Here is a 25817-nt window from a genome sequence, read left to right as displayed (position 1 = left end):
ATTGTTCTAGGATTGGCTTTTAAAAAACCACAACACAGTCTTTCTAAAAATGGTGAGGTAATGCGTGAAGAAAACTCTTTTGCGTACCGTTAAAAATGTCAGGTTGCCTGGCCGTGAAGGGCTATGGCAGATAGACATCGACGACACCGTGATCCGCCAGATTGTCCCCCAGTTGGACAATGCCGATTACGGCAAACATATCCTTGATGCTGAAGGCGGGCTGGCAATCCCCCCTTTTATCGAACCGCATATCCATCTTGATACCACCCAGACTGCCGGTCAGCCAGCATGGAATCAGTCCGGCACGTTATTCGAAGGCATTGAGCGCTGGGCTGAACGCAAAGCGCTGCTCTCGCATGAAGATGTTAAACAGCGCGCATGGCAAACCCTGAAGTGGCAGATTGCCAATGGCATTCAGCATGTGCGCACCCATGTGGATGTGTCGGATCCGACGCTGACGGCGCTCAACGCCATGCTGGAAGTGAAAGCCGAAGTCGCGCCGTGGATCACGCTGCAAATTGTGGCGTTTCCGCAGGAAGGCATTATGTCGTACCCGAACGGTGAGGCCTTGCTGGAAGAAGCGCTGAAGCGTGGCGCGGATGTGGTAGGCGCTATTCCGCATTTCGAATTCACCCGCGAATACGGCGTTGAATCACTGCATAAAACCTTCGAACTGGCGAAAAAATACGACAAGCTGATCGACGTCCATTGCGATGAAATTGACGATGAACAGTCGCGTTTTGTCGAAACCGTGGCCGCGCTGGCCTTGCGGGAAAATATCGGCCCACGCGTCACCGCCAGTCATACCACGGCAATGCATTCCTACAACGGGGCGTATACCTCGCGTTTATTCCGCTTGCTGAAAATGTCCGGTATCAACTTTGTCGCCAACCCGCTGGTCAATATCCACCTGCAGGGGCGGTTTGATACTTATCCGAAACGCCGCGGTATAACGCGTGTGAAGGAAATGCTGGAGGCGGGGATCAATGTCTGTTTCGGGCATGATGATGTGTTTGACCCGTGGTATCCGCTTGGTACCGCGAATATGTTGCAGGTACTGCATATGGGGCTGCATGTCTGCCAGTTAATGGGATATCAGCAAATTGATGACGGGCTGAAGCTCATCACCACCTGCAGCGCCCGGACTATGAATCTGGAAGGTTATGGTCTTGAAAGCGGCAATGCTGCCAGCCTGGTGATCCTGCCGGCGCAAAGTGGTTTTGATGCCGTACGCCGCCAGACGCCGGTACAATATTCCGTGCGCGAAGGGGTACTGATCGCGCAAACACAGCTCGCAAAAACGGTCATCCATCTTCATGAAGATTACCCTGTAGATTTCAACAGTTAAGACCGTTAAAAACAGGGTGTAATATTTTGAAATAATTAGAATATTTATTCTCAAGCGTAAATAAAAGTAAAGGTCTGGCGCTGAGCGTAAAGGCTCTTTAGAATCAGTAAGATCTGTTGTTTGTATTCTGGAGAAAGGAACTGTCATGTTTAAACGTACTTTAGTGGCCCTCACTGCGCTGCTATCCCTGACTGCAATGTCGCCCGTTCTTGCGGCCGCTCAAACCCACGTCATGCTGACCACTTCAGCAGGGAATATCGAACTGGAACTCGACAGTGCGAAGGCACCGGTTTCTGTAAAGAATTTCGTTGATTACGCCCAGAGCGGCTATTACAACAACACCATTTTTCATCGCGTGATCCCAGGTTTCATGGTTCAGGGGGGCGGTTTTACGGCTGACATGCAGCAGAAAGCGACCAAAGAGCCCATCAAGAACGAAGCGGATAACGGCCTGCGCAACCTGCGCGGCACCATCGCCATGGCGCGTACTGCCGATAAAGACAGCGCGACCAGCCAGTTCTTCATCAATGTGGCAGATAACGCCTTCCTCGATCACGGTCAGCGTGATTTCGGCTATGCCGTATTCGGTAAAGTCATCAAAGGGATGGATGTGGTAGACAAAATGTCTCAGGTCAAAACCAATAATGTCGGGCCTTATCAGAACGTGCCGACGACGCCGATTGTGATCCTGTCTGCGAAAGTGCTGCCTTAATTTCTCAGCCTTTCTTCCAGAATACTGTTTTTCTAAGCCTCCGGTTCCGGGGGCTTTTTATTGCCTGTCTGCTAACGCGCATAAGCTGAAACGCATCAGCTTATGAACCTTCATTCTTGTTTCAGATCTCAATTTCATGTGCAAATTTTCCCTCAACTAAACAATTTTTGCGAGGCCGGGCACGTTACCATCTGCCATTTAGCCTCAAAAACGCTCAACTTGAAGGCTGTCACATTTTTCGCCTGACGGAGTTTGTAGGCTGAATTGCTTTTGGGCTAAATCAATTCAGCAAAAAGGGGTTATTGTGAAAAAATTACTCGCAACCGGGATCGTTCTGGGGCTTTTTTCGTGGCAAGCTGCTGCACAAACTATCGTGCTGACGGATGCTGAAGCCGGTACAGAACTGGGAAACTGGAAGACTGATAGCAAAAAGCTGAACATTGCGGGAACCGATTTCAGCATCGAACAAAAAGTGTTACACGGTGGCAAACAGGAAGGGTCAAAAGTTATTACCATTACCAGCAAGGGACTGACCATCGCTCTCAGCCCGACGCGCGGGATGGATTTATTGCACGTGACCGGCGATAACATTCGCTTAGGCTGGGATTCTCCGGTTCAGGAAGTGGTCAATCCTGCGTACATCAATCTTGAAAGCCGTAACGGCGTGGGCTGGCTGGAAGGTTTCAACGAAATGATGGTGCGTTGCGGCTTTGAATGGACCGGACATCCTGTTACTGCCGACGGCATGATTTATACGTTGCATGGCCGGGCAGGCAATACACCCGCCTCGAAAGTGGTGGTTGAGATCGCCGATAAAGCCCCTCATGAAATCACAGTGCGTGGCTTGCTGAAAGAAGATACCTTTAAGAAAGCCAAGCTGGAAACCTGGACTGAACTGCGTTACGTGCCGGGTAGCCATTCGTGGACTATTCACGACACCCTGACTAACCAGTCGGATTATCCGCACGACTATCAGATTATTTATCACAGTAATTTCGGTCAGCCGATCCTTGAGCAGGGTGCCCGTTTCATTGCGCCGCTGAAATCAATCTCTCCGTTCAATGATTACGCCAAAAAAGGTTTAGCAGACTGGCAGACTTACGCCGGGCCGACCAAAGGCTTTGATGAGATGGTCTTTAACATGGTGCCGCTGGCGGATGCGCAGGGTAAAACGATTGCCGGCGTAGTGAACAAAGCGGGGAACAAGGGCGCATCGATTGAATTCGATACCCATCAGTTGCCGCTGCTGACGCTGTGGAAAAATACCGACACCCTGAAGCAGGGTTACGTTACGGGTATCGAACCGGGCACTAACTATGCCTATCCGGTGACTATCGAACGTAAACAAGGCCGCGTGAAACAACTGCAACCCGGCCAGAGCACGGTCTTTGAGTTGAAATATTCACTTCTGCCGGATGCGCAGGCGGTGAAACAGCTTGAGGATCGGGTGAAAACACTTCAGGCAGATCATAAAACAGATGTGAACGAGACCCCTATCGCTGTTGAATAATCCGAGTTTAGGGCGCTGAGGCTGGCGCCCTTTTTTCTCTGTCTATACTTAACTCCACCAGGGTATATACCCGAATAGCTGTACCCAGGGAGGAAATGATGGCGAAGAAACTGACACTCAGGCAGCAGGAAAAACTTTTTCGCGAACGTCAGCGGCAGAACTTTCAGGCCAGCAGTGCGCTTGATGGTTTGCAGGTTGAGGTTATCACGTTAGACAACGAACAAATTTCACAACGTCTCACCGAACTGAGGAAGCACTATGAACGATAAACTCGTGGCCGGTGCCGACCCTTATTATTATCCCGGCATCAATGTGCTCAAAAACCGGCTGGAAATACGTGAAGAGCATCGGCTGTTGCAGGCTGAACTGGCGTTTACTGCCCTGCGCGCGTCAGCGATGCCGCTTGGGCCTTCAGTGATGGGATTGCCGCATCTGTGTGCGGTGCATCTGTCCTTGTTCCAGGATATTTATACCTGGGCAGGCGAGTTCCGTGAGATTGATATTTATAAGGATGACACGCCGTTTTGCCATTTCGAATACATTGAAAAAGAGGGCAATGCGCTGATGCAGGAACTGGAAGAGGAGAAATTTCTGATCGGCTTACCGCTGGATAATCTTGCTGAGCGACTGGCTCATTATTATACCGGGCTGAATTTGCTGCATCCGTTCCGCACAGGGAATGGTCGTGCGCTGCGCATTTTTATCGAGCAACTGGTCATTCATGCTGGCTACGACATTGACTGGTCTAAAGTGGATCGGGAAAGCTGGCTGGCAGCCAATAAAACAGCGGTATTTGGTGATGAATCAGGGTTGGTGGCAATTTTTAATACCGTTGTCAGTGAAATCCCGGAAGAACATTAAGCGACAAAATACTGAGCCCGCGCTGAAAAATGCGTAGAATTGCCCGGTAAATTCTCCGACTTTTACCGGGTATACTATGCTGCTGCTGATCGACAATTACGATTCCTTCACCTACAACCTCTATCAATATTTTTGCGAGCTGGGCGCAGAAGTGAAAGTAATGCGTAACGATCAGCTTACCCTCTCCGACATTGAACAACTTTCTCCTTCACATCTGGTGATTTCTCCGGGCCCGTGTACGCCTGATCAGGCGGGCATATCCCTGCCCGCCATTGTCCATTTCTCCCACCGTTTACCGATTCTTGGCGTTTGCCTCGGGCATCAGGCGATGGCGCAGGCGTTCGGCGCGAAAATCGTCCGTGCGCGGCAGGCCATTCACGGCAAAACCTCACCTGTCCGCCATACCGGCAGAAGCGTCTTTACCGGGCTGAATAATCCGCTGACCGTGACGCGCTACCATTCTCTGGTGGTCGCGCCACAGACGCTGCCCGACTGTTTTGAGGTCACGGCATGGACAGAACGTAGTGGTGATCGCGACGACATTATGGGCATCATGCACAAAACCTTGCCCCTGCATGGCGTTCAGTTTCATCCTGAAAGCATTCTGAGCGAGCAGGGGCACCAGCTTCTGGATAATTTCCTTAAAATCTAATCAGTTAATATTGCTGAAAAAATTACTTCCGCCTCGGGTGCGATTTTCGTTTGCCTGTCTGTGATTTTTTATGCATATTTTGTGATTATATTTTCATATTAATGGCAGTGGGGAGACGAGTAATGTCAGAAAAATCAGCGGTAGATCGGGGTACATTCGATAAAGTCATTTTACCGGTTTATTCACCGGCGAAATTCATTCCGGTGAAAGGTAAAGGCAGTCGCGTCTGGGATCAGCAAGGGAATGAATATGTTGATTTCGCAGGGGGCATTGCTGTGACAGCGCTCGGGCATTGCCATCCGGCACTGGTGAAAGCGTTGCATGAGCAGGGCGAAACCCTCTGGCATGTCAGTAACGTATTTACCAATGAACCCGCCCTGCGACTGGCGCAGAAGCTGATCGATGCCACTTTTGCCGACCGTGTATTTTTCGCTAACTCCGGCGCTGAAGCCAACGAAGCGGCTTTTAAACTGGCGCGTTACTATGCTTCACACCGTCACAGCCCGTACAAAAGTAAGATCATCGCTTTCCATAACGCCTTCCATGGTCGCACGTTGTTCACAGTTTCCGTGGGTGGCCAGCCGAAATACTCCGACGGCTTCGGCCCGAAACCCGCTGACATTGTGCATGTGCCGTTCAACGATCTGGATGCCGTAAAGGCGGTGATCGACGACCACACCTGCGCCATTGTGGTTGAGCCGGTGCAGGGGGAGGGCGGCGTTACCCCCGCTACCCAGGCGTTTCTGCAAGGCCTGCGCGAGCTTTGTGACAAACATCAGGCGCTGCTGGTTCTGGATGAAGTACAAAGCGGTATGGGACGCAGCGGCAAGCTGTTCAGCTATATGCACTACGGCGTGACGCCCGATATTCTGACCACAGCCAAAGCGCTCGGCGGCGGTTTCCCGGTCAGTGCCATGCTGGCAACTGAAGAAGTGGCTTCCGTTATGGAGCCGGGCAAACACGGCACCACCTACGGCGGCAACCCGCTGGCCTGTGCGGTGGCTGAAGCTGCGCTGGATATCATCAATACACCTGACGTACTGGCTGGCATCAACGAACGCCGCGAGAAATTCATCAGCGCGCTGGATGCCATCAATCAGAAATATCACATCTTCAACGAGTTCCGTGGTCAGGGGCTGCTGATCGGCGCCGAGCTTGCCGATGCGTATAAAAACCGTGCCGGAGAATTCCATGCCGCAGCCGCAGAAGCCGGGCTGATGATGCTGGTCGCCGGACCAAACGTGATGCGGTTTGCGCCTTCACTGGTGATTGATTTCGCTGACATCAGCGAAGGGATGGAAAGGTTTGAGAAGGCGGTGGGGAAAGTTTGTGGGGGGTGATCCCCACGGCCCCGTCTTTAAACGCTTGATCGAGAAAATTTCGGTTTCCCACTAACATTTATCACATGGTCTCTTGCGCCGAAACCGACCAAAGAGGGCTATGACTAGCCCTCTTTGGTCGGTTTCGGCGCGGTGAGTTAAGCGATCACGGCAATTGAAAAGCCGAAAGTTTCTCCATTTCAAAAAGCAGTCTGGCTGCAAGCCAGTAAAAAGGGGGATTTGAAAGGGGTCTCCCCCTTCACGCCCGCCGCGTCAGCCAGATCCCATGATGTGGTCGTTGCTTCCACGCCAGTGACGAGATCGTATGCATTACGCTGAGATGTGAAATCACGCGCCGCAGGTGGCGTTCCATTTCGGTCAGCGGCATATCCGGATGAAGTTCCGGCGCATTAAACAGATTATTCTCGCTGCCCGGCCCGTCATAGAGCAGTCGTTGCTGGCAGCTTTGCAGTGCGATTTCGCAGGTCTGCAAATATTCCGTCGCCAGTTTTTCCGGCAACATATAATGTTCGCGTGCGAGGATTGTCATCGCGTTGATATGTTCGACCACAAACTGGCTGTGTGTCACCCATAACCGCATGTCTGCCAGATAATGCGAGTTAAAGCCGGGCTCCTGCATCGCCTGGTTTAAAGAAGTGAACAGCTTATTGTGCGCCTGATTGACCTGCATACGGGTATACGCCAGTTTTGCGGTGTCGGGGTTTTCCTCAAGCAGCAGACGGATAGCGTCCTGATACGTTTCCAGCGCCTGATGCGCGTTCTGGCGCAGCAAACCGCTTTGCCATTGCGGCCATAGCCAGAGGGTGCCACCGAAGGCCAGCGCACAGCCGAGCAGCGTATCGACCAGTCGTGGTATCAGAAAATGCACACCGTTCATCGCCAGTAGTTGCAGGGTATACACTGCCGTCACCGTCATGCCGACCATCGCCAGCCCGTAATTTTTGCGTAAAACCGTATAGGACAACAAGGTGATCAGCAGCATGCACAGCAGCGTGGTGCTTTCCGGTAGCGCCAGTTTTAACAATCCTGAAGCAATCAGCAAACCTGCCAGCGTACCGAGCGCACGGTGCTGGATCCTGACCCGAGTGGCGTTATAGCCGTTCTGGCTGACCAGCATGATAGTCAGCAAAATCCAGTACGGTTTGGGCAAATTGAAGAACAGCCCCAGGCTGCTGCCAATCGCCAAAATAATGCCCAGACGCGCGGCATTACGCAGGGCCACGGATTTGAAAGAAAGATAGCTTTTTAGCGCAGTCCAGAAGGGCAGCCGTGGCTGGGTGCTCATCAGATCGCGCCGGTATAACGGGCGCTGGGTCCGCAGCAGGCGCGCAATGCGGCTGAAATGGTAATAACAAAACTGGCCAACCGGATTGTCCGGGTTACGCGCGGCGATTTTCTCCAGCGCAGCCAGCTCATTGGCCATGGTAAAGCGCTCAGATAAACGGTGATAAAGAATATCGCCGGCAATCACCCGAAGACGGGTGGAAATCACCTGCGCATTGCGGCGGATTACCGCTTCTGCATGGCTTTCCTCAACCAGTTTCTGTACTTCCTCCGGCTGATGCAGGCTGACGGTAATGTGCTCCTGCAAATCGAGAGCAACCTGAAAAAGCTGAAACAGTCGCTTATGGTGATGATGATGTCCGTGTTGTGGCAGCATGTGTAATTGCTGATAAAGCAGGGCAATCAGGTCGATAACCTGCTGCTGACGGGTAAGTAATGGCGGCAACGCCGTCTCGGGATCGGTATGTTGCGTCAGCAGACTGTACTTGGCCTCGAAATAATCCGCGAGTTGCAGATAAAGCTGGCTGAGCGTTTCGCGCATAGGCTGTTCTTGCGAAATACGAAACCACACCCAGTTAAACACCCCGTACCAGGCTGTGCCTGCTGCGAACAGCACCGGTGCCTGCCACATCGGGCGCACGCCGACCATACTCAGTGTGAAAATAGTGGCTACCAGCGCGCCGGGTAACAGGCGCGCATGTAACGGGCTGATTTCACCGGTAACGCCGAGCAATAACGCCAGCGATAGCATGATCAGCGGCAGCGGAACGTGCCAGTTTTCCAGCATCAGTTGCAGCAGAATGCTGCTCACGGCAAACAGTGAACCGCCGACGATCAGACGTTTGAAAAAGCGTTTGTGCGGGGTATCCAGACCGGCGATGTTACAGCAGGCCGGGCAGAGGGAAAACAGCAGACCCATTTGCAAGTTGCCAAACAGCCAGCAAATGCCAACAGGCAGGCACAACACCAGCGTCTGGCGCAGCGCGTAATTCACTTCAGGATGGTAAAACAGTTTTCGCCATAACGTCATGGGTAAAGCTTAGCCCATAAAAAAGGCGCGACAGTATTCTGCCGCGCCAATTTTCGAGGGATTAACGTGTGCCGTAAACGACAATCGTTTTCCCGTGTGCGGAGATCAGGCTCTGATCTTCCAGCATTTTGAGGATTCGTCCGACTGTTTCACGTGAACAACCGACGATTTGGCCAATTTCCTGACGGGTAATCTTGATTTGCATCCCGTCCGGATGGGTCATTGCATCAGGCTGTTTAGCCAGGTTGAGCAACGTTTGAGCGATACGACCGGTTACGTCGAGGAAGGCAAGGTTGCCGACTTTCTCTGACGTCACTTGCAGACGGTTGGCCATCTGCGCGGAGAGACGCATCAGAATATCCGGGTTAACCTGAATCAGCTGGCGGAACTTTTTATACGAAATTTCAGCCACTTCACAGGCAGTTTTAGCACGTACCCAGGCACTACGTTCCTGACCTTCTTCGAAGAGTCCCAGCTCACCGATGAAGTCACCTTGGTTAAGGTAGGACAGTATCATTTCCTTGCCTTCTTCATCTTTAATCAGGACAGCAACTGACCCTTTCACGATGTAGTAAAGCGTTTCGGCTTTTTCACCCTGGTGAATCAGCGTACTTTTAGAAGGATACTTATGTATATGACAGTGAGACAGGAACCATTCAAGAGTCGGGTCTGTTTGTGGCTTGCCGAGAACCATTAGCTATTATCCTCTGTTGTTATCGCTGCCCAAAATCACAGGGCTCAGAGTTCCCTGTATGGCACTTCAAATCCAAAGCGCCCTTTCAGCATATAACTCCCCAGAAATGCTGCAAGCGGATGTCGGAGTGCAACAGCCTGTTTATTGCTGTTAACACCGTGGGTTCTGTTCTTAAACCGCAAAAACCGTCACCGCAATTTACTGGAAAGTATGTTTCGGCTTTGTTTGTAGCACAGGTTTGAGATGCTGTCTTCTGTTGTCTCGCTTCAGCATGATGGCGATCGGGTTACGTTGCCAGATTTTGGTCTAAAGGGTACTCTGAGAGCAGATTTCTAAAAGTTTATTCACCGGGAGAATAGTTCATGCACGCACGTGTCAAATGGGTTGAAGGGCTGACCTTTTTAGGTGAGTCAGCGTCGGGTCATCAGATTTCAATGGATGGTAACGCGGGCGATAAAGCCCCAAGCCCGATGGAAATGTTACTGATGTCCGCAGGCGGCTGCAGTGCAATTGACGTGGTATCTATTTTACAGAAAGGCCGTAATGACGTGCGTGATTGTGAAGTGAAGCTGACTTCACAACGCCGCGAAGAAGCGCCGCGTCTGTTCACGCATATCAATCTGCATTTTATCGTCACCGGTAAGGATCTGACCGATAAGATTGTTGAACGTGCGGTCAGCCTTTCTGCCGAAAAATACTGTTCAGTGTCTCTGATGTTGGGTAAAGCGGCCACCATCACCCACAGCTTTGAAGTGATTGCAGCGGAATAAAGTTTACTCGATTTTCTTACCTTCCATCAGGCGCTGCACCAGTGGCGCCATGATCAGCTCCATTGCCAGCCCCATTTTCCCACCTGGTACCACCAGCGTTTTGATGTGCGAGATAAATGACCCCTGCAACATTGCCAGCAGATAGGGGAAATCGATGTCGTCCAGTCCCTGGAAATGGATCACCACAAAGCTTTCATCCAGTGACGGAATGGCTTTTGCTGCGAACGGGTTTGAGGTGTCGATAGTCGGCACACGCTGGAAGTTGATGTGGGTGCGGGAAAACTGCGGCGTAATGTAGCTGATATAATCATCCATCGAACGCACGACGGAATCCATCACTGCTTCACGTGAATGGCCACGCTCCCCGGTATCGCGCACCAGTTTCTGGATCCACTCCAGGTTAACGATAGGCACAACGCCGACCAGCAAATCGACCTGGGCGGCGACATCAATTTTGTCTGTCACTACACCGCCGTGCAGGCCTTCATAGAATAAGATATCCGTTGGTTCCGGCAACGCCTGCCATGGCGTAAACGTGCCCGGCACCTGATTATAGGGAACCGCTTCGTCATAAGTATGCAAATACTTACGTGAACGGCCGGTGCCGGTTTTGCCATATTCGATAAAGCTTTTTTCCAGCAAACCAAAGTCATTGGCTTCCGGCCCGAAATAACTGATGTGGCGCCCGAGATCGCGTGCCTTACGGATCGCCGCATCCATTTCAGGACGGGTGAAATGGTGAAAACTGTCGCCTTCCAGCTCCGCAGCGCGTAAGCCAAGCTGTTGAAATATTTTACGAAACGCCACGCTGGTGGTCGTGGTGCCTGCACCGCTCGAACCGGTAACGGCAATAACAGGATGTTTGGCTGACATAAATGCTTTTCTCCAGAAAGGGGATACAGGCTGGCGTGACGCGGTCTTTTCTGTGGTTGAAAATGTAGTGCCGTGCTGCGCATAATTAAGCCTATTGTTACCATATTTATTCGCGAAGTGACAGGTTGTCACAACCTGCTTTCGAGCGGCTCTACCCGTCCTGCGGCACTTCTTCCTGCCCGGCGCGGAACTGACCGCGTGGCATAATATTCAGCGTTTCATGCAACTCTGACCATACCAGCACAATATCACCGCTTTTCAGCTGACGTTTCACGTCATCGACTTTTTGTTCCAGCGATCTTTCCTGCTCGCCGTAATCGGTGCCTTCGCGCAATACGAAGGATTCCACCACGCTGGTGAGCAGTTCAGGATCCAGTTCCTGCCAGGGAATAATCACTCTGTTTTTTCCTTAGTCTTATTTTCTAAATAGGGGGCGATCCAGGCCGGAATGCGTTGTTCCAGCCACATTTGGGGGTTACGTAAGCTGCCGGACACAAAGCCGACATGTCCGCCATGTTCCGTTAACTGATATTCCACGCAATCCGGTAAATCTTCTGCTTTCGGGATGACGTCGGGTGTCATAAACGGATCGTCTTTGGCGTGGATAATCAGCAGGGGGGTTCTGACCTGTGCCAGTAACGGCAGACCGCTGCACCGGCGGTAATAATCCAGCGCGTCGGTAAATCCGTGCGCTTTTGAGGTAATAGCATCGTCAAATTCACGAAGACGACGCATGGCTTTCAGTTGCGCCAGCGTGACGGGCAATGTCCCAGGGTATTTTGCCAGCTTACGCGAGGCATTGCCTTTGAGCTGACCGAGCAGATAGTGCTGATAAATCCGTGATGAACCGCGTTCCAGCCGGTAAGCGCAAGGTTCCAGCATCAGCGGTGCGGAGACCACCACGGCGGCGCTCAACGTACAATTTTCGCCTTCCTGCCCGAGATAACACGTCAACATATTGCCGCCGAGTGACACACCTACCGCGCCGGTCGGGACTTCGCCATAGGTCTCATTGAGCCAGTGAATGAAAAAGCGGGCATCTTCGGTTTCACCGGAATGATAAATACGCAGCAGCTTATTAGGTTCACCGCCGCATCCGCGGAAATGCATGACCACACCAAGCCAGCCTTTGTCTTTCCACGCCTGCAATAAGCCGTGCGCATACGGGCTGTAAAAGCTGCCTTCCAGGCCGTGAAACAGGATCATGCGAGGTTTATGTCGCGCCTGTGCCGGATCTTCACTCCAGGCTAAATCCAGAAAATCGCCGTCCGGCGTATCCAGCCTTTGCCAGTGAGGTTTAAGTGTTGCATGCCGTCTTATCAGTCGCGGGAGTAGCGTCTGGATGTGCGGATTACTGGCCCCGCGTAAGGGGCGAAAGGTTTCAACCATAAGATGAATAAATTTCTCTTAAGAGGCTCTTGTGCGATCAATATCACGCTGTTAGCTTCAATGCTATCGCACATCTTTCGGGTCGGAGAACCCAAATTAAATGGAACCTGGTTTATTTTTATCGATGCTTGGATTTTTATGGGTCGCCGCCATTACCCCCGGCCCGAACAATATGTTACTCACCACGTCTGGCGCTAACTTTGGGTTCTTCCGTTCACTTTGGCTGATGGTCGGCATTATGCTTGGTATGCAAAGTATTTTGCTGCTGGTGGCCTTTGGTGTCGGCGGTCTCATCACGATTTATCCTGCGTTACACCTGTTTCTCAAAATCGCCGGTAGCCTGTATCTGCTGTGGCTGGCGTGGAAGATTGCAACGTCTGCCTATGAAAAACTGGAAACCGGTGCGCCGCCGCCAAAACCGATCCGTTTGTATCAGGGCTGGTTGCTGCAATTTCTTAATCCGAAAGCCTGGCTGATGGGACTGGGTGCGGTCGCGAGCTTCAGTCTGGCGGGCGCCGCCTATAATCCTTCGATTGCCGGTATCAGCCTTGGGATGTTCCTGGTGAACCTGGTATCGGGCATCATCTGGCTTGGCTTCGGCACGGTGATTGGTCGCCTGCTGCGCAGCAAGCGTGCGTGGTACACTTTTAACATTGCGATGGGTATTCTGACCGCCGCCTGTGTGCTGTTAATCTGGCATTAATTTACAGACCAAAAAGGAGCCATCACGGCTCCTTTCCCGTTTGTGAGCATACGATCAGCTGTCGATATCAAAAGTTTTAGACATTTCTTCCAGTTGTTCCTGGGCATCGAGCCAGGTCATTTCAGTCTCTTCCAGCGCACCTTTCACTTTGGTCTGCTGTTGCAGACACTCCGTGAGATCGGCCTTACGGCTGATGTCATAAATGGCGGAGTCGGCCAGACGGGCTTCAATTGCTGCCAGTTCGGTACCCAGTTTCTCCATCTGTGCTTCCAGCCTGGTGATTTGCTTGCGCAGTGGCTGAGTCTGGTTGCGGAAATCGGCTTCGCGACGTTTCTGATCTTTACGCGATTGCGCACTGTTAACGCCGCCGTCTTTAGCCGGTGCATCCTGCTGGCTTTCCTGACGCTGAATGTCCACCAGCCATTGCTGATAATCTTCCAGATCGCCGTCGAACTGTTCCACTTTGCCGCCGTGTACCAGATACAAATCGTCAGTAGTGGAACGCAATAAGTGGCGGTCATGCGACACGACAACCATCGCACCCTCAAAGTCGATCAGCGCTTCGGTCAGTGCCTGACGCATGTCGAGATCCAGGTGGTTGGTCGGTTCATCAAGCAGCAGCAGGTTAGGGCGCTGCCAGACAATCAGCGCCAGCACCAGGCGCGCTTTTTCACCGCCGGAGAACCGCCCGGTAGGATCCGTCACTTTATCGCCGTGGAAACCAAATCCGCCGAGATAATCGCGCAATTGCTGTTCGGTTTCTTTATTCGCCAGACGCACCAGATGTTGCAGCGGCGAATCTTCTGCGCGCAGGAACTCCAGCTGATGCTGAGCGAAATAACCGAGTTTGACGCCTTTTGCCAGCCCAATGTCCCCGTGAAGCGGCGGCATGGTTCCGGCCAGCAGTTTGATAAGCGTCGATTTACCTGCACCGTTACGGCCGAGTAAACCGATACGTGAACCCGGCACCAGATTCAGTTTGATCGACTCCAGAATCGTGGTGTCGCCATAACCGGCGCTGACCTTTTCCATCCGCAGCAGCGGATCGGGCAAGCTTTCCGGTGAGCGGAAGCTAAAATGAAAAGGATTGTCTACGTGCGCCGGGGCTATCAGCTCCATGCGCTCCAGCATTTTAATACGGCTCTGCGCCTGTTTGGCTTTGGTCGCCTGCGCCCGGAAACGATCGATATAACTTTGCAGATGCGCCACTTTTTCCTGCTGACTTTCAAACAAAGCCTGCTGTTGCGACAGTTTGGTCGCACGCTGGCGTTCGAAAGACGAGTAGTTACCGGTGTATTCGTTCAGCGTCTGCTGTTCGATATGCAGTATTTTATCGACAATAGGATCCAGAAAATCACGGTCATGAGAAATCAGCACCAGCGTGCCGGTGTAGCTTTTCAGCCACTTTTCAAGCCAGATCACCGCGTCTAAATCCAGGTGGTTGGTCGGTTCGTCAAGCAGCAGTAAATCGGAACGACAAATCAGCGCCTGCGCAAGGTTGAGACGCATGCGCCAGCCGCCGGAGAAGGATTTGACCGGCTGCTGTAACTGATTCTGCGTAAATCCCAACCCGCTGAGCAGGCTCGCCGCACGCGCCGGAATGGTCCAGGCGTTAATTGCATCAAGTTTACCGTGCAGCGTGGCGATGGCGTGGCCGTCATCGCGGTCGTTGGCGTGCTGTAATTGTGCTTCCAGCTGACGGAATTCGCGGTCACCGTCGATAACATACTCTATTGCAGGCTCGTCCAGAGCCGGTGTTTCCTGATTGACCCAGGCCAGTGCCCAGTTGGACGGAAAAGTCAGGTTGCCTGCGTCGGCGCTCATTTCACCTTTAAGCAGTGAAATCAGGGTGGATTTACCGCAGCCATTTTTGCCCACCAGCCCGACTTTCTGGCCGGGATTGATGGTCGCAGACGCGTTGTCCAGCAGCACGTTAGTGCCGCGTCGGATTTGTAAGGAGGAGAAAACAATCATAAAGCGCCGTGTTGAGAGTATGTTAAATTGTCATGATAATGATTTAAACAAGACGTATCGCGTCCCATTTTGTCTTTGCGAAGCATGGTAACGGAAAAACCGCACCCTGACGACGCTTTGGAGGTATTGATGTCGCAGCCACCAAAGGTTTTGCTGCTTTACGCCCACCCGGAATCACCCGATTCAGTCGCCAACCGCGTTTTGTTACAGCAGGCACAGCAGCTTGAACATGTCACCGTGCATGATTTATACGCTCACTATCCTGATTTTTTTATTGATATCCACCGTGAACAACAGTTGCTGCGCGAACACAAAGTGATCGTCTTCCAGCACCCTCTTTATACTTATAGCTGCCCGGCATTATTGAAAGAATGGATGGATCGCGTGCTGGCGCGGGGGTTTGCCAGCGGTGCTGGCGGGAATGCACTTAACGGCAAATACTGGCGTTCGGTCGTCACCACCGGTGAGCCGGAAGGCGCATACCGTGCAGGCGGTTATAACCGCTATCCGATGTCTGACATTATGCGCCCGTTTGAACTGACTTCGGCGATGTGTCATATGCACTGGATGACGCCAATCATTATTTACTGGGCACGACGTCAGAAACCTGATGTGTTGCAAAGCCACGCTGAAGCCTACGGTGAATGGCTGCGATCCCCGTTACCGCACGGAGGGATCGTCTGATGGATGTTTCAAATATACCTACGGCAATCCTGCTGTTTTTATCCGCTGCGGTGGTCGCGGTGCCGCTGGCGCAACGTTTAGGTATCGGCGCGGTGCTCGGCTATTTGCTGGCTGGCATTGCCATCGGTCCGTGGGGCTTAGGTTTTATCCGTGACGTGGATGAAATCCTGCACTTCTCTGAACTGGGTGTGGTTTTCCTGATGTTTATCATCGGGCTGGAACTGAACCCCGGGAAATTGTGGGCGCTGCGGCGGCAAATTTTTGGCGTTGGTGCCGGGCAGGTGATCCTGACCGCGCTGGTGCTCGGCGGCCTGTTGTATCTCACGAAGTTTTCCTGGCAGGCGGCGGTGATTGGCGGTATCGGGCTGGCGATGTCATCGACGGCGATGGCATTGCAACTGATGCGTGATAAAGGCATGACGCGTAATGAAGGCGGCCAGCTCGGTTTCGCCGTGCTGCTGTTCCAGGATATTGCGGTGATCCCGGCACTGGCCCTGATTCCGATTCTGGCTGGCAGCTCCGAAGGCAGCAATAACTGGGAAATGATTGGCCTGAAAGTCCTGGCGTTTGGTGGGATGCTGATCGGCGGACGCTATCTGCTGCGACCTATTTTCCGGCTGATTGTGGCCTCCGGCGTGCGGGAAGTGTTTACCGCCGCCGCGTTGCTGGTAGTGCTCGGTTCGGCATTGTTTATGGATACGCTGGGCTTTTCGATGGCGCTCGGGACATTTATCGCCGGGATTTTGCTGGCGGAAAGCGAATATCAGCACGAACTGGAAATCGCCATCGAGCCGTTTAAGGGTTTACTGCTCGGGCTGTTCTTTATTTCTGTCGGTATGGCATTGAATCTGGGCGTGCTTTACACCCACATTTTGCTGGTGCTGGCGGGTGTGATTATTCTGGTGGCTGTTAAAACCGGCGTGTTGTACGGGCTGTCCCGTATTTTTGGTTTACGTACTTCGGTCCGGCTGCAATTCTCTGCCGTTCTCAGTCAGGGCGGGGAATTTGCTTTCGTGCTGTTCTCAGCGGCGGGTGCGCAAAAAGTCATTTCTTCCTCGCAACTTTCGTTGTTGCTGGTGGTGGTGACGTTATCCATGATGACCACGCCGCTGCTGATGCAGTGGGTCGACCGGATTCTGGTGAAGCGTTATAACGACGGCGAAGAGAGCGATGAAAAACACTTTGTGCAGGATGATGAGCCGCAGGTGATTATTGTTGGCTTCGGGCGTTTCGGACAGGTGATCGGGCGTTTGCTGATGGCCAACAAAATGCGCATTACGGTGCTGGAGCGCGATATCAGCGCCGTCGGGCTGATGCGCACTTACGGCTACAAAGTGTATTACGGCGATGCGACCGAACTGGAACTCCTCAGGGCATCCGGTGCGGAAAAAGCAAAATCAATCGTTATTACCTCCAATGAACCGGAGGATACGATGGCGATCGTGCATTTATGCCAGCAACATTTTCCGCATCTGAATATTCTGGCGCGTGCCCGCGGACGTGTTGAAGCGCATGAGCTTTTGCAGGCGGGCGTCGTGAATTTTTCCCGCGAGACGTTTTCCAGTGCGCTGGAGTTAGGTAAGAAAGCGCTCGTGACGCTGGGCATGCATCCGCACAGTGCGTACCGTGCACAACAGCATTTTCGCCGTCTCGATATGCGTATGTTGCGCGAACTGGTGCCGCAAAACCGTGGCGATGTGGCACAAATTTCCCGTGTGAAAGAAGCCCGGCGCGAACTGGAAGATATCTTCCAGAGCGAAATGCATAACGAACGCCGCCAGCTTGATGGCTGGGACGATGATGAATAGTCCGGTAGCGAAAAAAATTCGGTTGTTGATCGAAAACTGACCGGACGCAATGTCGGCAATTTTTGGAGAAGTAATATGGCTATAACCCGTAAACGGTTCATCGCTGGCGCGGTGTGTCCGAAATGTAAGGCGATGGATACGCTGGCTTTATGGCAGGAAGATCAGGTGGAAGTGGTGGAGTGTGTGAAGTGCGGACACCATCAGCGTCAGACGGATGCGCAGGTCAGCAAGAAACTCCGGCCGGAAGAGCAGGTGATTGGTATTTTCGATCCGAAGTAGCGTTATGGCTCGTGTTTTTTTATGCTGTTAGTACAGAGACGCGGATTTCCGCTACACTCTTCGCCAAATTTATCCGGTCGCGCTTTTCAGGATGATCTCATCGAAAAGTGGCCGTCACTGAATTAGCCTTAAGCGAAGTTGCGTGCGTTACGAAACGCCCGCAGACAACAAATTGAGTTTCCAACGGTAGGAGTTATCATGAAAGTAGCAAAAGACCTGGTCATCAGCGTGGCATATCAGGTTCGTACAGAAGACGGTGTGTTGGTTGATGAATCTCCGGTGAGCGCACCGTTGGATTACCTGCACGGCCATGGTTCCCTGATCTCCGGTCTGGAAACAGCGCTGGACGGCCATGCCATTGGTGATGTTTTTGACGTGCATGTTGGTGCGAACGATGCTTACGGCAACTACGACGAAAACCTGGTTCAGCGCGTGCCTAAAGACGTGTTCATGGGTGTTGATGAGCTGGAAGTCGGTATGCGTTTCCTGGCTGACACCGACCAGGGCCCGGTGCCTGTTGAAATCACTGAAGTTGACGGTGACCACGTTGTGGTTGACGGAAACCACATGCTGGCCGGTCAGGATCTGAACTTCCACGTTGAAGTTGTCGCTATCCGTGAAGCAACCGAAGAAGAACTGGCTCACGGCCACGTTCACGGCGAACACGGCCACGATCATGATCATGAACATGGTGAAGGTTGCTGCGGTGGTCACGGCCACGACCATGATCACGACCACGGTCATGATCACGGTAAGAAAGGTGGTTGCGGCGGAAACGGCGGTTGCGGTTGTCATTAATCGCGTTGCACGTTTAGCAGTTAAAGAAAAAGGCGCCCCCGGGCGCCTTTTTGCTACGTTGAAATCAGCATCAATAATGCGGCGGAGGGGTTTCTTCCGACTGATCGGCAATCATTGATGGCTGGCTGGCACGGAGTTTGTCGGTCAGCAGACGCAGGTGATCTTGCAGTCTGCTCATTTCCAGCTGATGTTGTGTGACAATCATGTTCAGCTCTTCAATGGTAATCTCCTGGAAAGCCAGCTTGTTTTCCAGCATCTCCAGACGTTGTTCAACGGTGTTTGAGTTCATCATCATTACCTCACTGTGTGGCCCACGTTGATCATGTTGAGCATTGACCGGAACCTCATCCTGTATTGTAGACCGGCGATTCTACCCGTAAAGCCACAGGATTACCTGACCTCCCTGACGCTTTATCCGTATATGCCGATCCTGTGACGAAACTTATTGATGCAAAAAAGGTCGGAATAAGACGCTAATGACGTGTATAGAGATTGTTTTGTCGTGAGACGGACAGTTATAGTAACCGCCGAACTTTCGTAATTATTACCAGAGGTCATACACTTCTGGTCTTGGAGAAATGGATGAAATCACTGTTTAAAGTAACTCTGCTGGCAACCACCATGGCGATCGCCCTGAATGCCACTCAGGTTATGGCTGCTGAAGCCACAGCACCGGCCGCTGCTGCAACTGCGCCAGCCGCCGCCCCTGCTGCAACTGCTCCGGCAGCAACAGACACGGCCAAATTCAAAAGTGATGACGAGCAGGCTGCCTATGCTCTGGGTGCATCTCTGGGTCGCTACATGGACAACTCCCTGAAAGAGCAAGAAAAGCTGGGCATCAAACTGGATAAAGACCAGTTGATCTCTGGCGTTCAGGATGCGTTTGCAAATAAAAGCAAACTGTCTGATCAGGAAATTGAGCAGACTCTGCAAACCTTCGAAGGTCGTGTGAAAGCATCCGCGCAGGCTAAGATGGAGCAGGATGCCAAAGCTAACGCTGACAAAGGCGACAAATTCCGTGCTGATTTCGCCAAAGAAAAAGGCGTGAAGAAGACTGAATCAGGTCTGCTGTATCAGGTTGAAAAACCAGGTACCGGCGCAGCACCTAAAGACAGCGATACCGTTGTTGTTAACTACAAAGGTACGCTGACGGACGGAACTGAGTTCGATAACTCTTACACTCGTGGTGAGCCGTTGTCCTTCCGTCTTGACGGTGTTATCCCTGGCTGGACCGAAGGCCTGAAGCACATCAAGAAAGGCGGCAAAATCAAGCTGGTCATCCCACCGGCACTGGCTTACGGCAAAACTGGCGTTCCGGGGATCCCGGCTAACTCCACGTTGGTGTTCGACGTTGAACTGCTGGATGTGAAAGCCGCGCCTAAAGCTGATCCAAAAGCTGCAGAAAAACCTGCTGAAGCAGAAGCTGCACCAAAAGCAAACTAAGTCGTGCTGAGTTACTGCATAAAAACCGTCGCTTAATGCGGCGGTTTTTTTTTGGCATGTGACTTTTATTTGAACCAGCCCTTCTTTTTATTGCGGTTACTCTATGATGATAACTTGACGCTTTTGTCTCCCCGGCATAACGTCACAGATCCATATAATCGTCAGGCCGTTTATTCTGTATTTTTGATACAGTAACGCCCCTGAATTGATGAATAATGCGTCCTGACTCCCGTTGGAAGGCGCGATATAGAGGGTGGTAGCTTCAATGTCTAATTCGCTTATAACTGGCGAAACCGGCGAACTGGATTTGCTGGACCAACGTCCTTTCAGCCAGGTTGATCACGAGATTTTGTCTTCCTACGAGGCTGTGGTGGATGGGCTGGCAATGCTGATTGGTGAGCATTGCGAAATTGTTCTGCATTCTCTGGAAGACCTGAAATGTTCAGCGGTTCGGATTGCTAATGGTGAGCATACTGGTCGTAAAATCGGCTCGCCGATTACTGATCTGGCACTGCGCATGCTGCATGATATGACCGGTGCTGACAGTAATGTGTCCAAAGCCTATTTCACCCGTGCGAAAAGTGGCGTGCTGATGAAATCTGTCACCATTGCCATACGCAACCGTGAGCAGCGTGTGATTGGCCTGCTGTGCATCAACATGAATCTTGACGTACCTTTCTCGCAAATTATTCAGACGTTTATGCCACCGGAGACGCAGGAAGTTGCCTCGTCCGTTAACTTCGCTTCATCCGTGGATGATCTGGTTGCCCAAACGCTGGAATTTACGATTGAAGAAGTCAATGCTGATCGTAATGTGTCGAACAATGCGAAAAACCGTCAGGTTGTACTGAATCTTTATGAAAAAGGTATTTTTGATATCAAAGATGCCATCAATCAGGTTGCTGATCGCCTCAACATTTCCAAGCATACGGTCTACCTGTATATCCGCCAGTTTAAAAGCGGTGAGCTGGTGGGGAACGAACGTTGAAACTGCGTTACTGCCTGCTGGTCACCGGCCCTGCATACGGCACTCAGCAAGCCAGCGCCGCGTACCAGTTTGCACTGGCGCTGATCTCCAGCGGCCATCACCTCGACAGCGTATTTTTTTATCGCGAAGGTGTGCTTAATGGTAATTTGCTTTCCGCGCCGGCCTCCGATGAATTCGATCTGGTCCGGGCCTGGCAGCGTATGGCCGCAGATTATCAGGTGGCGCTGAATGTGTGCGTGGCCGCCGCGTTGCGTCGCGGTGTGATAGATGAAACGGAAGCCCATAATCAGGGGCATGGGCAGACTAACTTACAACCAGGTTTTACCCTGACCGGGTTGGGCAGTCTGGCTGAAGCTTCGCTGACCTGTGATCGTCTGGTACAGTTCTGATGTGTGAATACAGGGAGCAAGAATGAAGAAGATAGCGTTTGTATTCACGCAGGGCCCACACGGAACGTCCGCAGGGCGGGAAGGGCTGGATGCTTTGCTGGCGACCTCCGCGCTGACTGAAAGCATCGGTGTGTTTTTCATGTCTGACGGTGTTTTCCAGTTAATGCCAGTGCAGCAACCGGAAAAAATTTTAGCGCGTAATTATATTGCCACGTTCGGCGTGTTATCTCTTTACGATGTTGATCAGTGTTTTGTTTGTGAAGAGTCTTTAAAGACGCGGGGCCTGTCTGCTTGTCATGAATGGGTTCTGAATGTTGAGACGTTACCCGTTGCTGAAATTCGTCAGCGGTTGGCTGATTATGATGTGGTCATGACGTTTTAAATCAGGAAATCCTATGCTTTTTACGCTTGCCAATTCCCCGCAACATTGTGATTTTGCATTGCTTATTAATATGATCACCCAAGACGATGCGCTTTTGCTGATGCAGGACGGTGTACTGGCCGCACTTGATGGCAGTGAGGCATGCAACCTGATGAGTCATCATGTGCAGTCTATTTATGTTTTAAGCGAAGATTTGGCGGCTCGCGGTTTGGTTGGTCAAATTTCACACAAAATCACGTTGATCGACTATACTGGTTTCGTCGCGCTGACTGAGAAACATGCCCAGCAAACAGCATGGTGAAACATCGATGTGCTGTATATTTCTTGACACCCTCTTAGGTCAGCCCTAAAATTCTGCGTCCCCATATTAGCTAATGCTTTTTATGGGGCGATTTATCACGCGTTTACAAAGTAGTTTATGAACCAAAATCCAGGAGCTTTTTAATGGCAACAATTAATCAGCTGGTACGCAAACCACGCTCTACGAAGGTTGCTAAAAGCAACGTTCCAGCGCTGGAAGCTTGCCCGCAGAAACGTGGCGTATGTACTCGTGTATATACTACCACTCCTAAAAAACCAAACTCCGCACTGCGTAAAGTCTGCCGTGTGCGTTTGACTAACGGTTTTGAAGTTACCTCCTACATCGGCGGTGAAGGTCATAACCTGCAGGAACACTCCGTGATCCTGATCCGTGGCGGTCGTGTAAAAGACTTGCCAGGTGTGCGTTATCACACCGTCCGTGGCGCACTGGACTGTTCAGGCGTTAAGGATCGTAAGCAATCTCGTTCTAAATACGGCGTTAAAAAGCCGAAGTCTTAATGGTTCTCCGTTAAGTAAGGCCAAACATTTTCACTTTACTGTCAAAATAAACTCTTAGAGTTTTGGACAATCCTGAATTAACAACGGAGTATTTCCATGCCACGTCGTCGCGTCATTGGTCAACGTAAAATCCTGCCAGATCCTAAGTTCGGATCCGAACTGCTGGCAAAATTCGTCAACATTCTGATGGTAGATGGTAAAAAATCTACTGCAGAAGCAATCGTCTACACTGCTCTTGAGACCCTGGCTCAACGTAGCGGTAAAGGCCACCTGGAAGCTTTCGAAGTCGCTCTGGACAACGTTCGTCCGACTGTCGAAGTTAAGTCCCGCCGCGTAGGTGGTTCAACTTATCAGGTTCCAGTTGAAGTCCGTCCGGTTCGTCGTAATGCTCTGGCAATGCGTTGGATCGTTGAAGCTGCTCGTAAACGCGGTGATAAATCCATGGCTCTCCGCCTGGCGAACGAACTTTCTGATGCTGCAGAGAACAAAGGTACTGCAGTTAAGAAACGTGAAGACGTTCACCGTATGGCTGAAGCCAACAAGGCGTTCGCCCACTACCGCTGGTAATCACTTCGCAGTAGTTATGCTAACCAAGCGGGCGCTTCAAGAAGCCAACCCGCTTGGGTTAACTGAACTTGAACGTCCTAGTTATAGAGGAATCAAATGGCTCGTAAAACACCCATTGAGCGCTACCGTAACATTGGTATCAGTGCTCACATCGACGCCGGTAAGACAACCACTACCGAACGTGTTCTGTTCTACACCGGTGTAAACCACAAAATCGGTGAAGTTCATGATGGCGCAGCCACCATGGACTGGATGGAGCAGGAGCAGGAACGTGGTATTACCATCACGTCCGCTGCGACTACCTGTTTCTGGTCAGGTATGGCTAAGCAGTTCGAACCACACCACATCAACATCATTGACACCCCAGGGCACGTTGACTTCACCATCGAAGTTGAACGTTCTATGCGTGTTCTTGATGGTGCGGTAATGGTTTACTGTGCTGTTGGTGGTGTTCAGCCACAGTCTGAGACCGTATGGCGTCAGGCAAACAAATATAAAGTTCCACGTATCGCGTTCGTTAACAAAATGGACCGTATGGGTGCTAACTTCCTGAAAGTTGTTGATCAGATTGAAAAACGTCTGGGCGCAACTCCGGTGCCTCTGCAACTGGCGATCGGCGCGGAAGAGAAATTCACCGGTGTTGTTGACCTGGTGAAGATGAAAGCAATCAACTGGAACGAAGCCGATCAGGGCGTGACCTTCGAATACGAAGAGATCCCAGCTGATATGCAAGAACTGGCTGAAGAATGGCGTCAGAAACTGGTTGAGTCCGCTGCTGAAGGCTCTGATGAGCTGATGGAGAAATTCTTTGGTGGCGAAGAGCTGACTGAAGAAGAGATCAAAGCTTCTCTGCGTAAGCGCGTTCTGAACAATGAAGTTATCTTGGTTACCTGTGGTTCTGCGTTTAAAAACAAAGGCGTACAGGCAATGCTGGATGCTGTTGTTGAGTATCTGCCTGCACCGACCGACGTTGAAGCTATCAACGGTTTGTTGGATGACGGTAAAGACACTCCGGCAGTTCGCCATTCTGACGATGCTGAGCCGTTCTCTGCTCTGGCGTTCAAAATCGCTACTGACCCATTCGTGGGTAACCTGACGTTCTTCCGTGTTTATTCCGGTCTTGTCAACTCAGGTGACACTGTATTTAACCCAGTGAAATCACAGCGTGAACGTTTGGGTCGTATCGTTCAGATGCACGCGAACAAGCGTGAAGAAATTAAAGAAGTTCGTGCAGGCGATATCGCTGCAGCGATCGGTCTGAAAGACGTGACTACCGGTGACACTCTGTGTGATCCAGATAATGTGATCATTCTGGAGCGTATGGAATTCCCTGAGCCGGTAATCTCCGTTGCGGTAGAACCAAAAACCAAAGCTGACCAGGAAAAAATGGGTCTGGCTCTGGGCCGTCTGGCGAAAGAAGACCCATCATTCCGCGTTTGGACTGATGAAGAGTCTGGTCAGACAATCATCGCAGGTATGGGTGAGCTTCACCTGGACATCCTGGTTGACCGTATGCGTCGTGAGTTTAACGTTGAAGCTAACGTCGGTAAGCCGCAGGTTGCTTATCGTGAAGCGATTCGCGCTAAAGTTACTGATGTTGAAGGTAAACACGCTAAGCAGTCTGGTGGTCGCGGTCAGTATGGTCACGTTGTGATCGACATGTATCCATTAGAACCTGGCACGAATCCGAAAGGATATGAGTTTGTCAACGAAATCAAAGGCGGTGTAATTCCTGGTGAATTCATCGGTGCGATTGACAAAGGCATCCAGGAACAGCTGAAATCAGGTCCGCTGGCCGGTTATCCGGTAGTAGATCTGGGCGTGCGTCTGCACTTCGGTTCTTACCATGACGTTGACTCCTCTGAGCTGGCGTTTAAACTGGCCGCTTCTATCGCCTTTAAAGATGGCTTTAAGAAAGCGAAACCAGTTCTGCTTGAGCCTATCATGAAGGTTGAAGTAGAAACTCCGGAAGAGAACACTGGTGACGTTATCGGTGACCTTAGCCGTCGTCGCGGTATGCTGAAAGGCCAAGAATCTAACGCTACTGGCGTTGTGATTCATGCTGAAGTTCCGCTTTCCGAAATGTTCGGTTATGCGACTCAGTTGCGTTCACTGACCAAAGGCCGTGCATCTTACTCCATGGAATTCCTGAAGTATGATGATGCGCCGAATAACGTGGCCCAGGCCGTTATTGAAGCTCGTGGCAAATAAGCCACTGGTTTAAACACAATGATCCCGTGCTCTCTCTTTGAAGGGAGAGCACAAGAGTAAGGAATATAGCCGTGTCTAAAGAAAAATTTGAACGTAACAAACCGCACGTTAACGTTGGTACTATCGGCCACGTTGACCACGGTAAAACTACCCTGACTGCAGCAATCACTACCGTTCTGGCTAAAACCTACGGCGGTTCTGCACGTGCATTCGACCAGATCGATAACGCACCAGAAGAAAAAGCTCGTGGTATCACCATCAACACTTCACACGTTGAATATGACACCCCGACTCGTCACTACGCGCACG

General features: G+C 51.5%; 29 protein-coding genes. 22 read left to right on the top strand and 7 right to left on the bottom strand.

Annotation, left to right across the window (positions count from 1 at the left end; all coding sequences use genetic code 11):
* The first annotated feature begins 64 nt into the window (after positions 1-64).
* The 7 genes from EVX52_RS13125 to EVX52_RS13095 all read left to right on the top strand — a co-directional run bounded on the left by EVX52_RS13125 (position 65) and on the right by EVX52_RS13095 (position 6423).
* Positions 65-1348 carry a cytosine deaminase gene (locus EVX52_RS13125; RefSeq protein ID WP_129991448.1) on the top strand — a complete coding sequence of 428 codons (1284 nt, stop codon included), beginning with the start codon at positions 65-67 and terminating at the stop codon, positions 1346-1348.
* A 145-nt stretch (positions 1349-1493) separates the two neighbouring features.
* The gene (ppiA, locus tag EVX52_RS13120) at positions 1494-2060 is read left to right on the top strand and encodes a peptidylprolyl isomerase A (protein WP_129953777.1); all 567 of its coding nucleotides are present in this window, start codon (positions 1494-1496) and stop codon (positions 2058-2060) included.
* Positions 2061-2364: 304 nt separating this feature from the next.
* Positions 2365-3570: an aldose 1-epimerase family protein gene (locus EVX52_RS13115; protein ID WP_129953776.1), complete on the top strand. Its 1206-nt coding sequence runs from the start codon at positions 2365-2367 to the stop codon at positions 3568-3570.
* A 95-nt stretch (positions 3571-3665) separates the two neighbouring features.
* Complete coding sequence (locus tag EVX52_RS13110) at positions 3666-3839, top strand: YhfG family protein (protein ID WP_235173559.1); 174 nt, start codon at positions 3666-3668, stop codon at positions 3837-3839.
* A complete protein-coding gene (locus EVX52_RS13105; protein WP_129991447.1) occupies positions 3829-4431 on the top strand; it encodes a putative adenosine monophosphate-protein transferase Fic in 603 nt (200 codons plus the stop codon). The genes EVX52_RS13110 and EVX52_RS13105 overlap by 11 nt, the downstream gene beginning before the upstream one ends.
* A 76-nt stretch (positions 4432-4507) precedes the next feature.
* Positions 4508-5083 (top strand): aminodeoxychorismate synthase component II, encoded by a 576-nt coding sequence (locus EVX52_RS13100; protein WP_129953774.1) that lies wholly within the window; start codon positions 4508-4510, stop codon positions 5081-5083.
* Between the two features lie 122 nt (positions 5084-5205).
* Positions 5206-6423 carry an aspartate aminotransferase family protein gene (locus EVX52_RS13095; protein ID WP_129953773.1) on the top strand — a complete coding sequence of 406 codons (1218 nt, stop codon included), beginning with the start codon at positions 5206-5208 and terminating at the stop codon, positions 6421-6423.
* Positions 6424-6661: 238 nt separating this feature from the next.
* Here the strand turns inward: EVX52_RS13095 and EVX52_RS13090 are convergent, their stop codons facing one another.
* On the bottom strand, positions 6662-8737 hold the full coding sequence (locus EVX52_RS13090; protein WP_129991446.1) for a YccS/YhfK family putative transporter: 2076 nt from the start codon (positions 8735-8737) through the stop codon (positions 6662-6664).
* A 61-nt stretch (positions 8738-8798) separates the two neighbouring features.
* Positions 8799-9431 carry a cAMP-activated global transcriptional regulator CRP gene (gene crp / locus EVX52_RS13085; protein ID WP_013573634.1) on the bottom strand — a complete coding sequence of 211 codons (633 nt, stop codon included), beginning with the start codon at positions 9429-9431 and terminating at the stop codon, positions 8799-8801.
* Positions 9432-9793: 362 nt separating this feature from the next.
* Here crp and EVX52_RS13080 point away from each other — a divergent pair, with 362 nt between their 5' ends.
* Positions 9794-10201: an OsmC family protein gene (locus tag EVX52_RS13080; protein ID WP_013573635.1), complete on the top strand. Its 408-nt coding sequence runs from the start codon at positions 9794-9796 to the stop codon at positions 10199-10201.
* A gap of 3 nt (positions 10202-10204) precedes the next feature.
* Here the strand turns inward: EVX52_RS13080 and EVX52_RS13075 are convergent, their stop codons facing one another.
* From EVX52_RS13075 to EVX52_RS13065, 3 genes are all read right to left on the bottom strand, one after another.
* The gene (locus EVX52_RS13075) at positions 10205-11074 is read right to left on the bottom strand and encodes a phosphoribulokinase (protein WP_129953771.1); all 870 of its coding nucleotides are present in this window, start codon (positions 11072-11074) and stop codon (positions 10205-10207) included.
* Positions 11075-11225: 151 nt separating this feature from the next.
* Positions 11226-11471 (bottom strand): YheU family protein, encoded by a 246-nt coding sequence (locus EVX52_RS13070; RefSeq protein ID WP_129953770.1) that lies wholly within the window; start codon positions 11469-11471, stop codon positions 11226-11228.
* Positions 11468-12463: a hydrolase gene (locus EVX52_RS13065; RefSeq protein ID WP_129991445.1), complete on the bottom strand. Its 996-nt coding sequence runs from the start codon at positions 12461-12463 to the stop codon at positions 11468-11470. The genes EVX52_RS13070 and EVX52_RS13065 overlap by 4 nt, the downstream gene beginning before the upstream one ends.
* 100 nt (positions 12464-12563) lie before the next feature.
* On the opposite strand from EVX52_RS13065, the gene EVX52_RS13060 reads away from it, so the two are divergent.
* A complete protein-coding gene (locus EVX52_RS13060; protein WP_129953768.1) occupies positions 12564-13166 on the top strand; it encodes a LysE family translocator in 603 nt (200 codons plus the stop codon).
* Between the two features lie 54 nt (positions 13167-13220).
* Here EVX52_RS13060 and EVX52_RS13055 read toward each other — a convergent pair whose 3' ends face one another.
* The gene (locus EVX52_RS13055; protein ID WP_129953767.1) at positions 13221-15140 is read right to left on the bottom strand and encodes an ABC transporter ATP-binding protein; all 1920 of its coding nucleotides are present in this window, start codon (positions 15138-15140) and stop codon (positions 13221-13223) included.
* Positions 15141-15269: 129 nt separating this feature from the next.
* On the opposite strand from EVX52_RS13055, the gene kefG reads away from it, so the two are divergent.
* From kefG to slyD, 4 genes are all read left to right on the top strand, one after another.
* The gene (kefG, locus tag EVX52_RS13050; RefSeq protein ID WP_129953766.1) at positions 15270-15824 is read left to right on the top strand and encodes a glutathione-regulated potassium-efflux system ancillary protein KefG; all 555 of its coding nucleotides are present in this window, start codon (positions 15270-15272) and stop codon (positions 15822-15824) included.
* Complete coding sequence (gene kefB, locus EVX52_RS13045; protein ID WP_129991444.1) at positions 15824-17632, top strand: glutathione-regulated potassium-efflux system protein KefB; 1809 nt, start codon at positions 15824-15826, stop codon at positions 17630-17632. The genes kefG and kefB overlap by 1 nt, the downstream gene beginning before the upstream one ends.
* A gap of 75 nt (positions 17633-17707) precedes the next feature.
* Positions 17708-17911, top strand: coding sequence for a YheV family putative zinc ribbon protein (locus EVX52_RS13040; RefSeq protein WP_129953764.1), 204 nt, complete (start codon positions 17708-17710; stop codon positions 17909-17911).
* Positions 17912-18109: 198 nt separating this feature from the next.
* Positions 18110-18709: a peptidylprolyl isomerase gene (slyD, locus tag EVX52_RS13035; RefSeq protein ID WP_129991443.1), complete on the top strand. Its 600-nt coding sequence runs from the start codon at positions 18110-18112 to the stop codon at positions 18707-18709.
* Positions 18710-18779: 70 nt separating this feature from the next.
* On the opposite strand, the gene EVX52_RS13030 is transcribed toward slyD, so the two are convergent.
* Positions 18780-18998, bottom strand: coding sequence for a protein SlyX (locus EVX52_RS13030; protein ID WP_129954166.1), 219 nt, complete (start codon positions 18996-18998; stop codon positions 18780-18782).
* Positions 18999-19291: 293 nt separating this feature from the next.
* Here EVX52_RS13030 and fkpA point away from each other — a divergent pair, with 293 nt between their 5' ends.
* The 9 genes from fkpA to EVX52_RS12980 form a co-directional block, all read left to right on the top strand.
* On the top strand, positions 19292-20152 hold the full coding sequence (fkpA, locus tag EVX52_RS13025; protein WP_129953762.1) for an FKBP-type peptidyl-prolyl cis-trans isomerase: 861 nt from the start codon (positions 19292-19294) through the stop codon (positions 20150-20152).
* 265 nt (positions 20153-20417) lie between these two features.
* The gene (locus EVX52_RS13020) at positions 20418-21140 is read left to right on the top strand and encodes a transcriptional regulator (RefSeq protein WP_165383750.1); all 723 of its coding nucleotides are present in this window, start codon (positions 20418-20420) and stop codon (positions 21138-21140) included.
* Positions 21137-21529 (top strand): sulfurtransferase complex subunit TusD, encoded by a 393-nt coding sequence (gene tusD, locus EVX52_RS13015; protein WP_129953760.1) that lies wholly within the window; start codon positions 21137-21139, stop codon positions 21527-21529. Before EVX52_RS13020 ends, tusD begins: the two co-directional genes overlap by 4 nt.
* A gap of 22 nt (positions 21530-21551) precedes the next feature.
* On the top strand, positions 21552-21911 hold the full coding sequence (tusC, locus tag EVX52_RS13010) for a sulfurtransferase complex subunit TusC (protein ID WP_129991442.1): 360 nt from the start codon (positions 21552-21554) through the stop codon (positions 21909-21911).
* Positions 21912-21924: 13 nt separating this feature from the next.
* A complete protein-coding gene (gene tusB / locus EVX52_RS13005) occupies positions 21925-22212 on the top strand; it encodes a sulfurtransferase complex subunit TusB (RefSeq protein WP_129953758.1) in 288 nt (95 codons plus the stop codon).
* A gap of 143 nt (positions 22213-22355) precedes the next feature.
* Positions 22356-22730 (top strand): 30S ribosomal protein S12, encoded by a 375-nt coding sequence (gene rpsL / locus EVX52_RS13000; protein ID WP_013573668.1) that lies wholly within the window; start codon positions 22356-22358, stop codon positions 22728-22730.
* 96 nt (positions 22731-22826) lie between these two features.
* Positions 22827-23297, top strand: coding sequence for a 30S ribosomal protein S7 (gene rpsG / locus EVX52_RS12995; RefSeq protein ID WP_005969574.1), 471 nt, complete (start codon positions 22827-22829; stop codon positions 23295-23297).
* A gap of 96 nt (positions 23298-23393) precedes the next feature.
* Positions 23394-25508: an elongation factor G gene (gene fusA, locus EVX52_RS12990; RefSeq protein ID WP_129953757.1), complete on the top strand. Its 2115-nt coding sequence runs from the start codon at positions 23394-23396 to the stop codon at positions 25506-25508.
* 71 nt (positions 25509-25579) lie between these two features.
* Positions 25580-25817, top strand: a 238-nt coding sequence (locus tag EVX52_RS12980; protein ID WP_238485749.1) for a GTP-binding protein, incomplete at its 3' end; no start/stop codon positions are given.

The organism is Rahnella sp. CFA14(1/10), from assembly GCF_004195095.1.
Taxonomy (GTDB): domain Bacteria; phylum Pseudomonadota; class Gammaproteobacteria; order Enterobacterales; family Enterobacteriaceae; genus Rahnella; species Rahnella perminowiae.
Note: the sequence above shows the minus strand (reverse complement) of the source record. Positions and strands in the feature narration are given on the sequence as shown.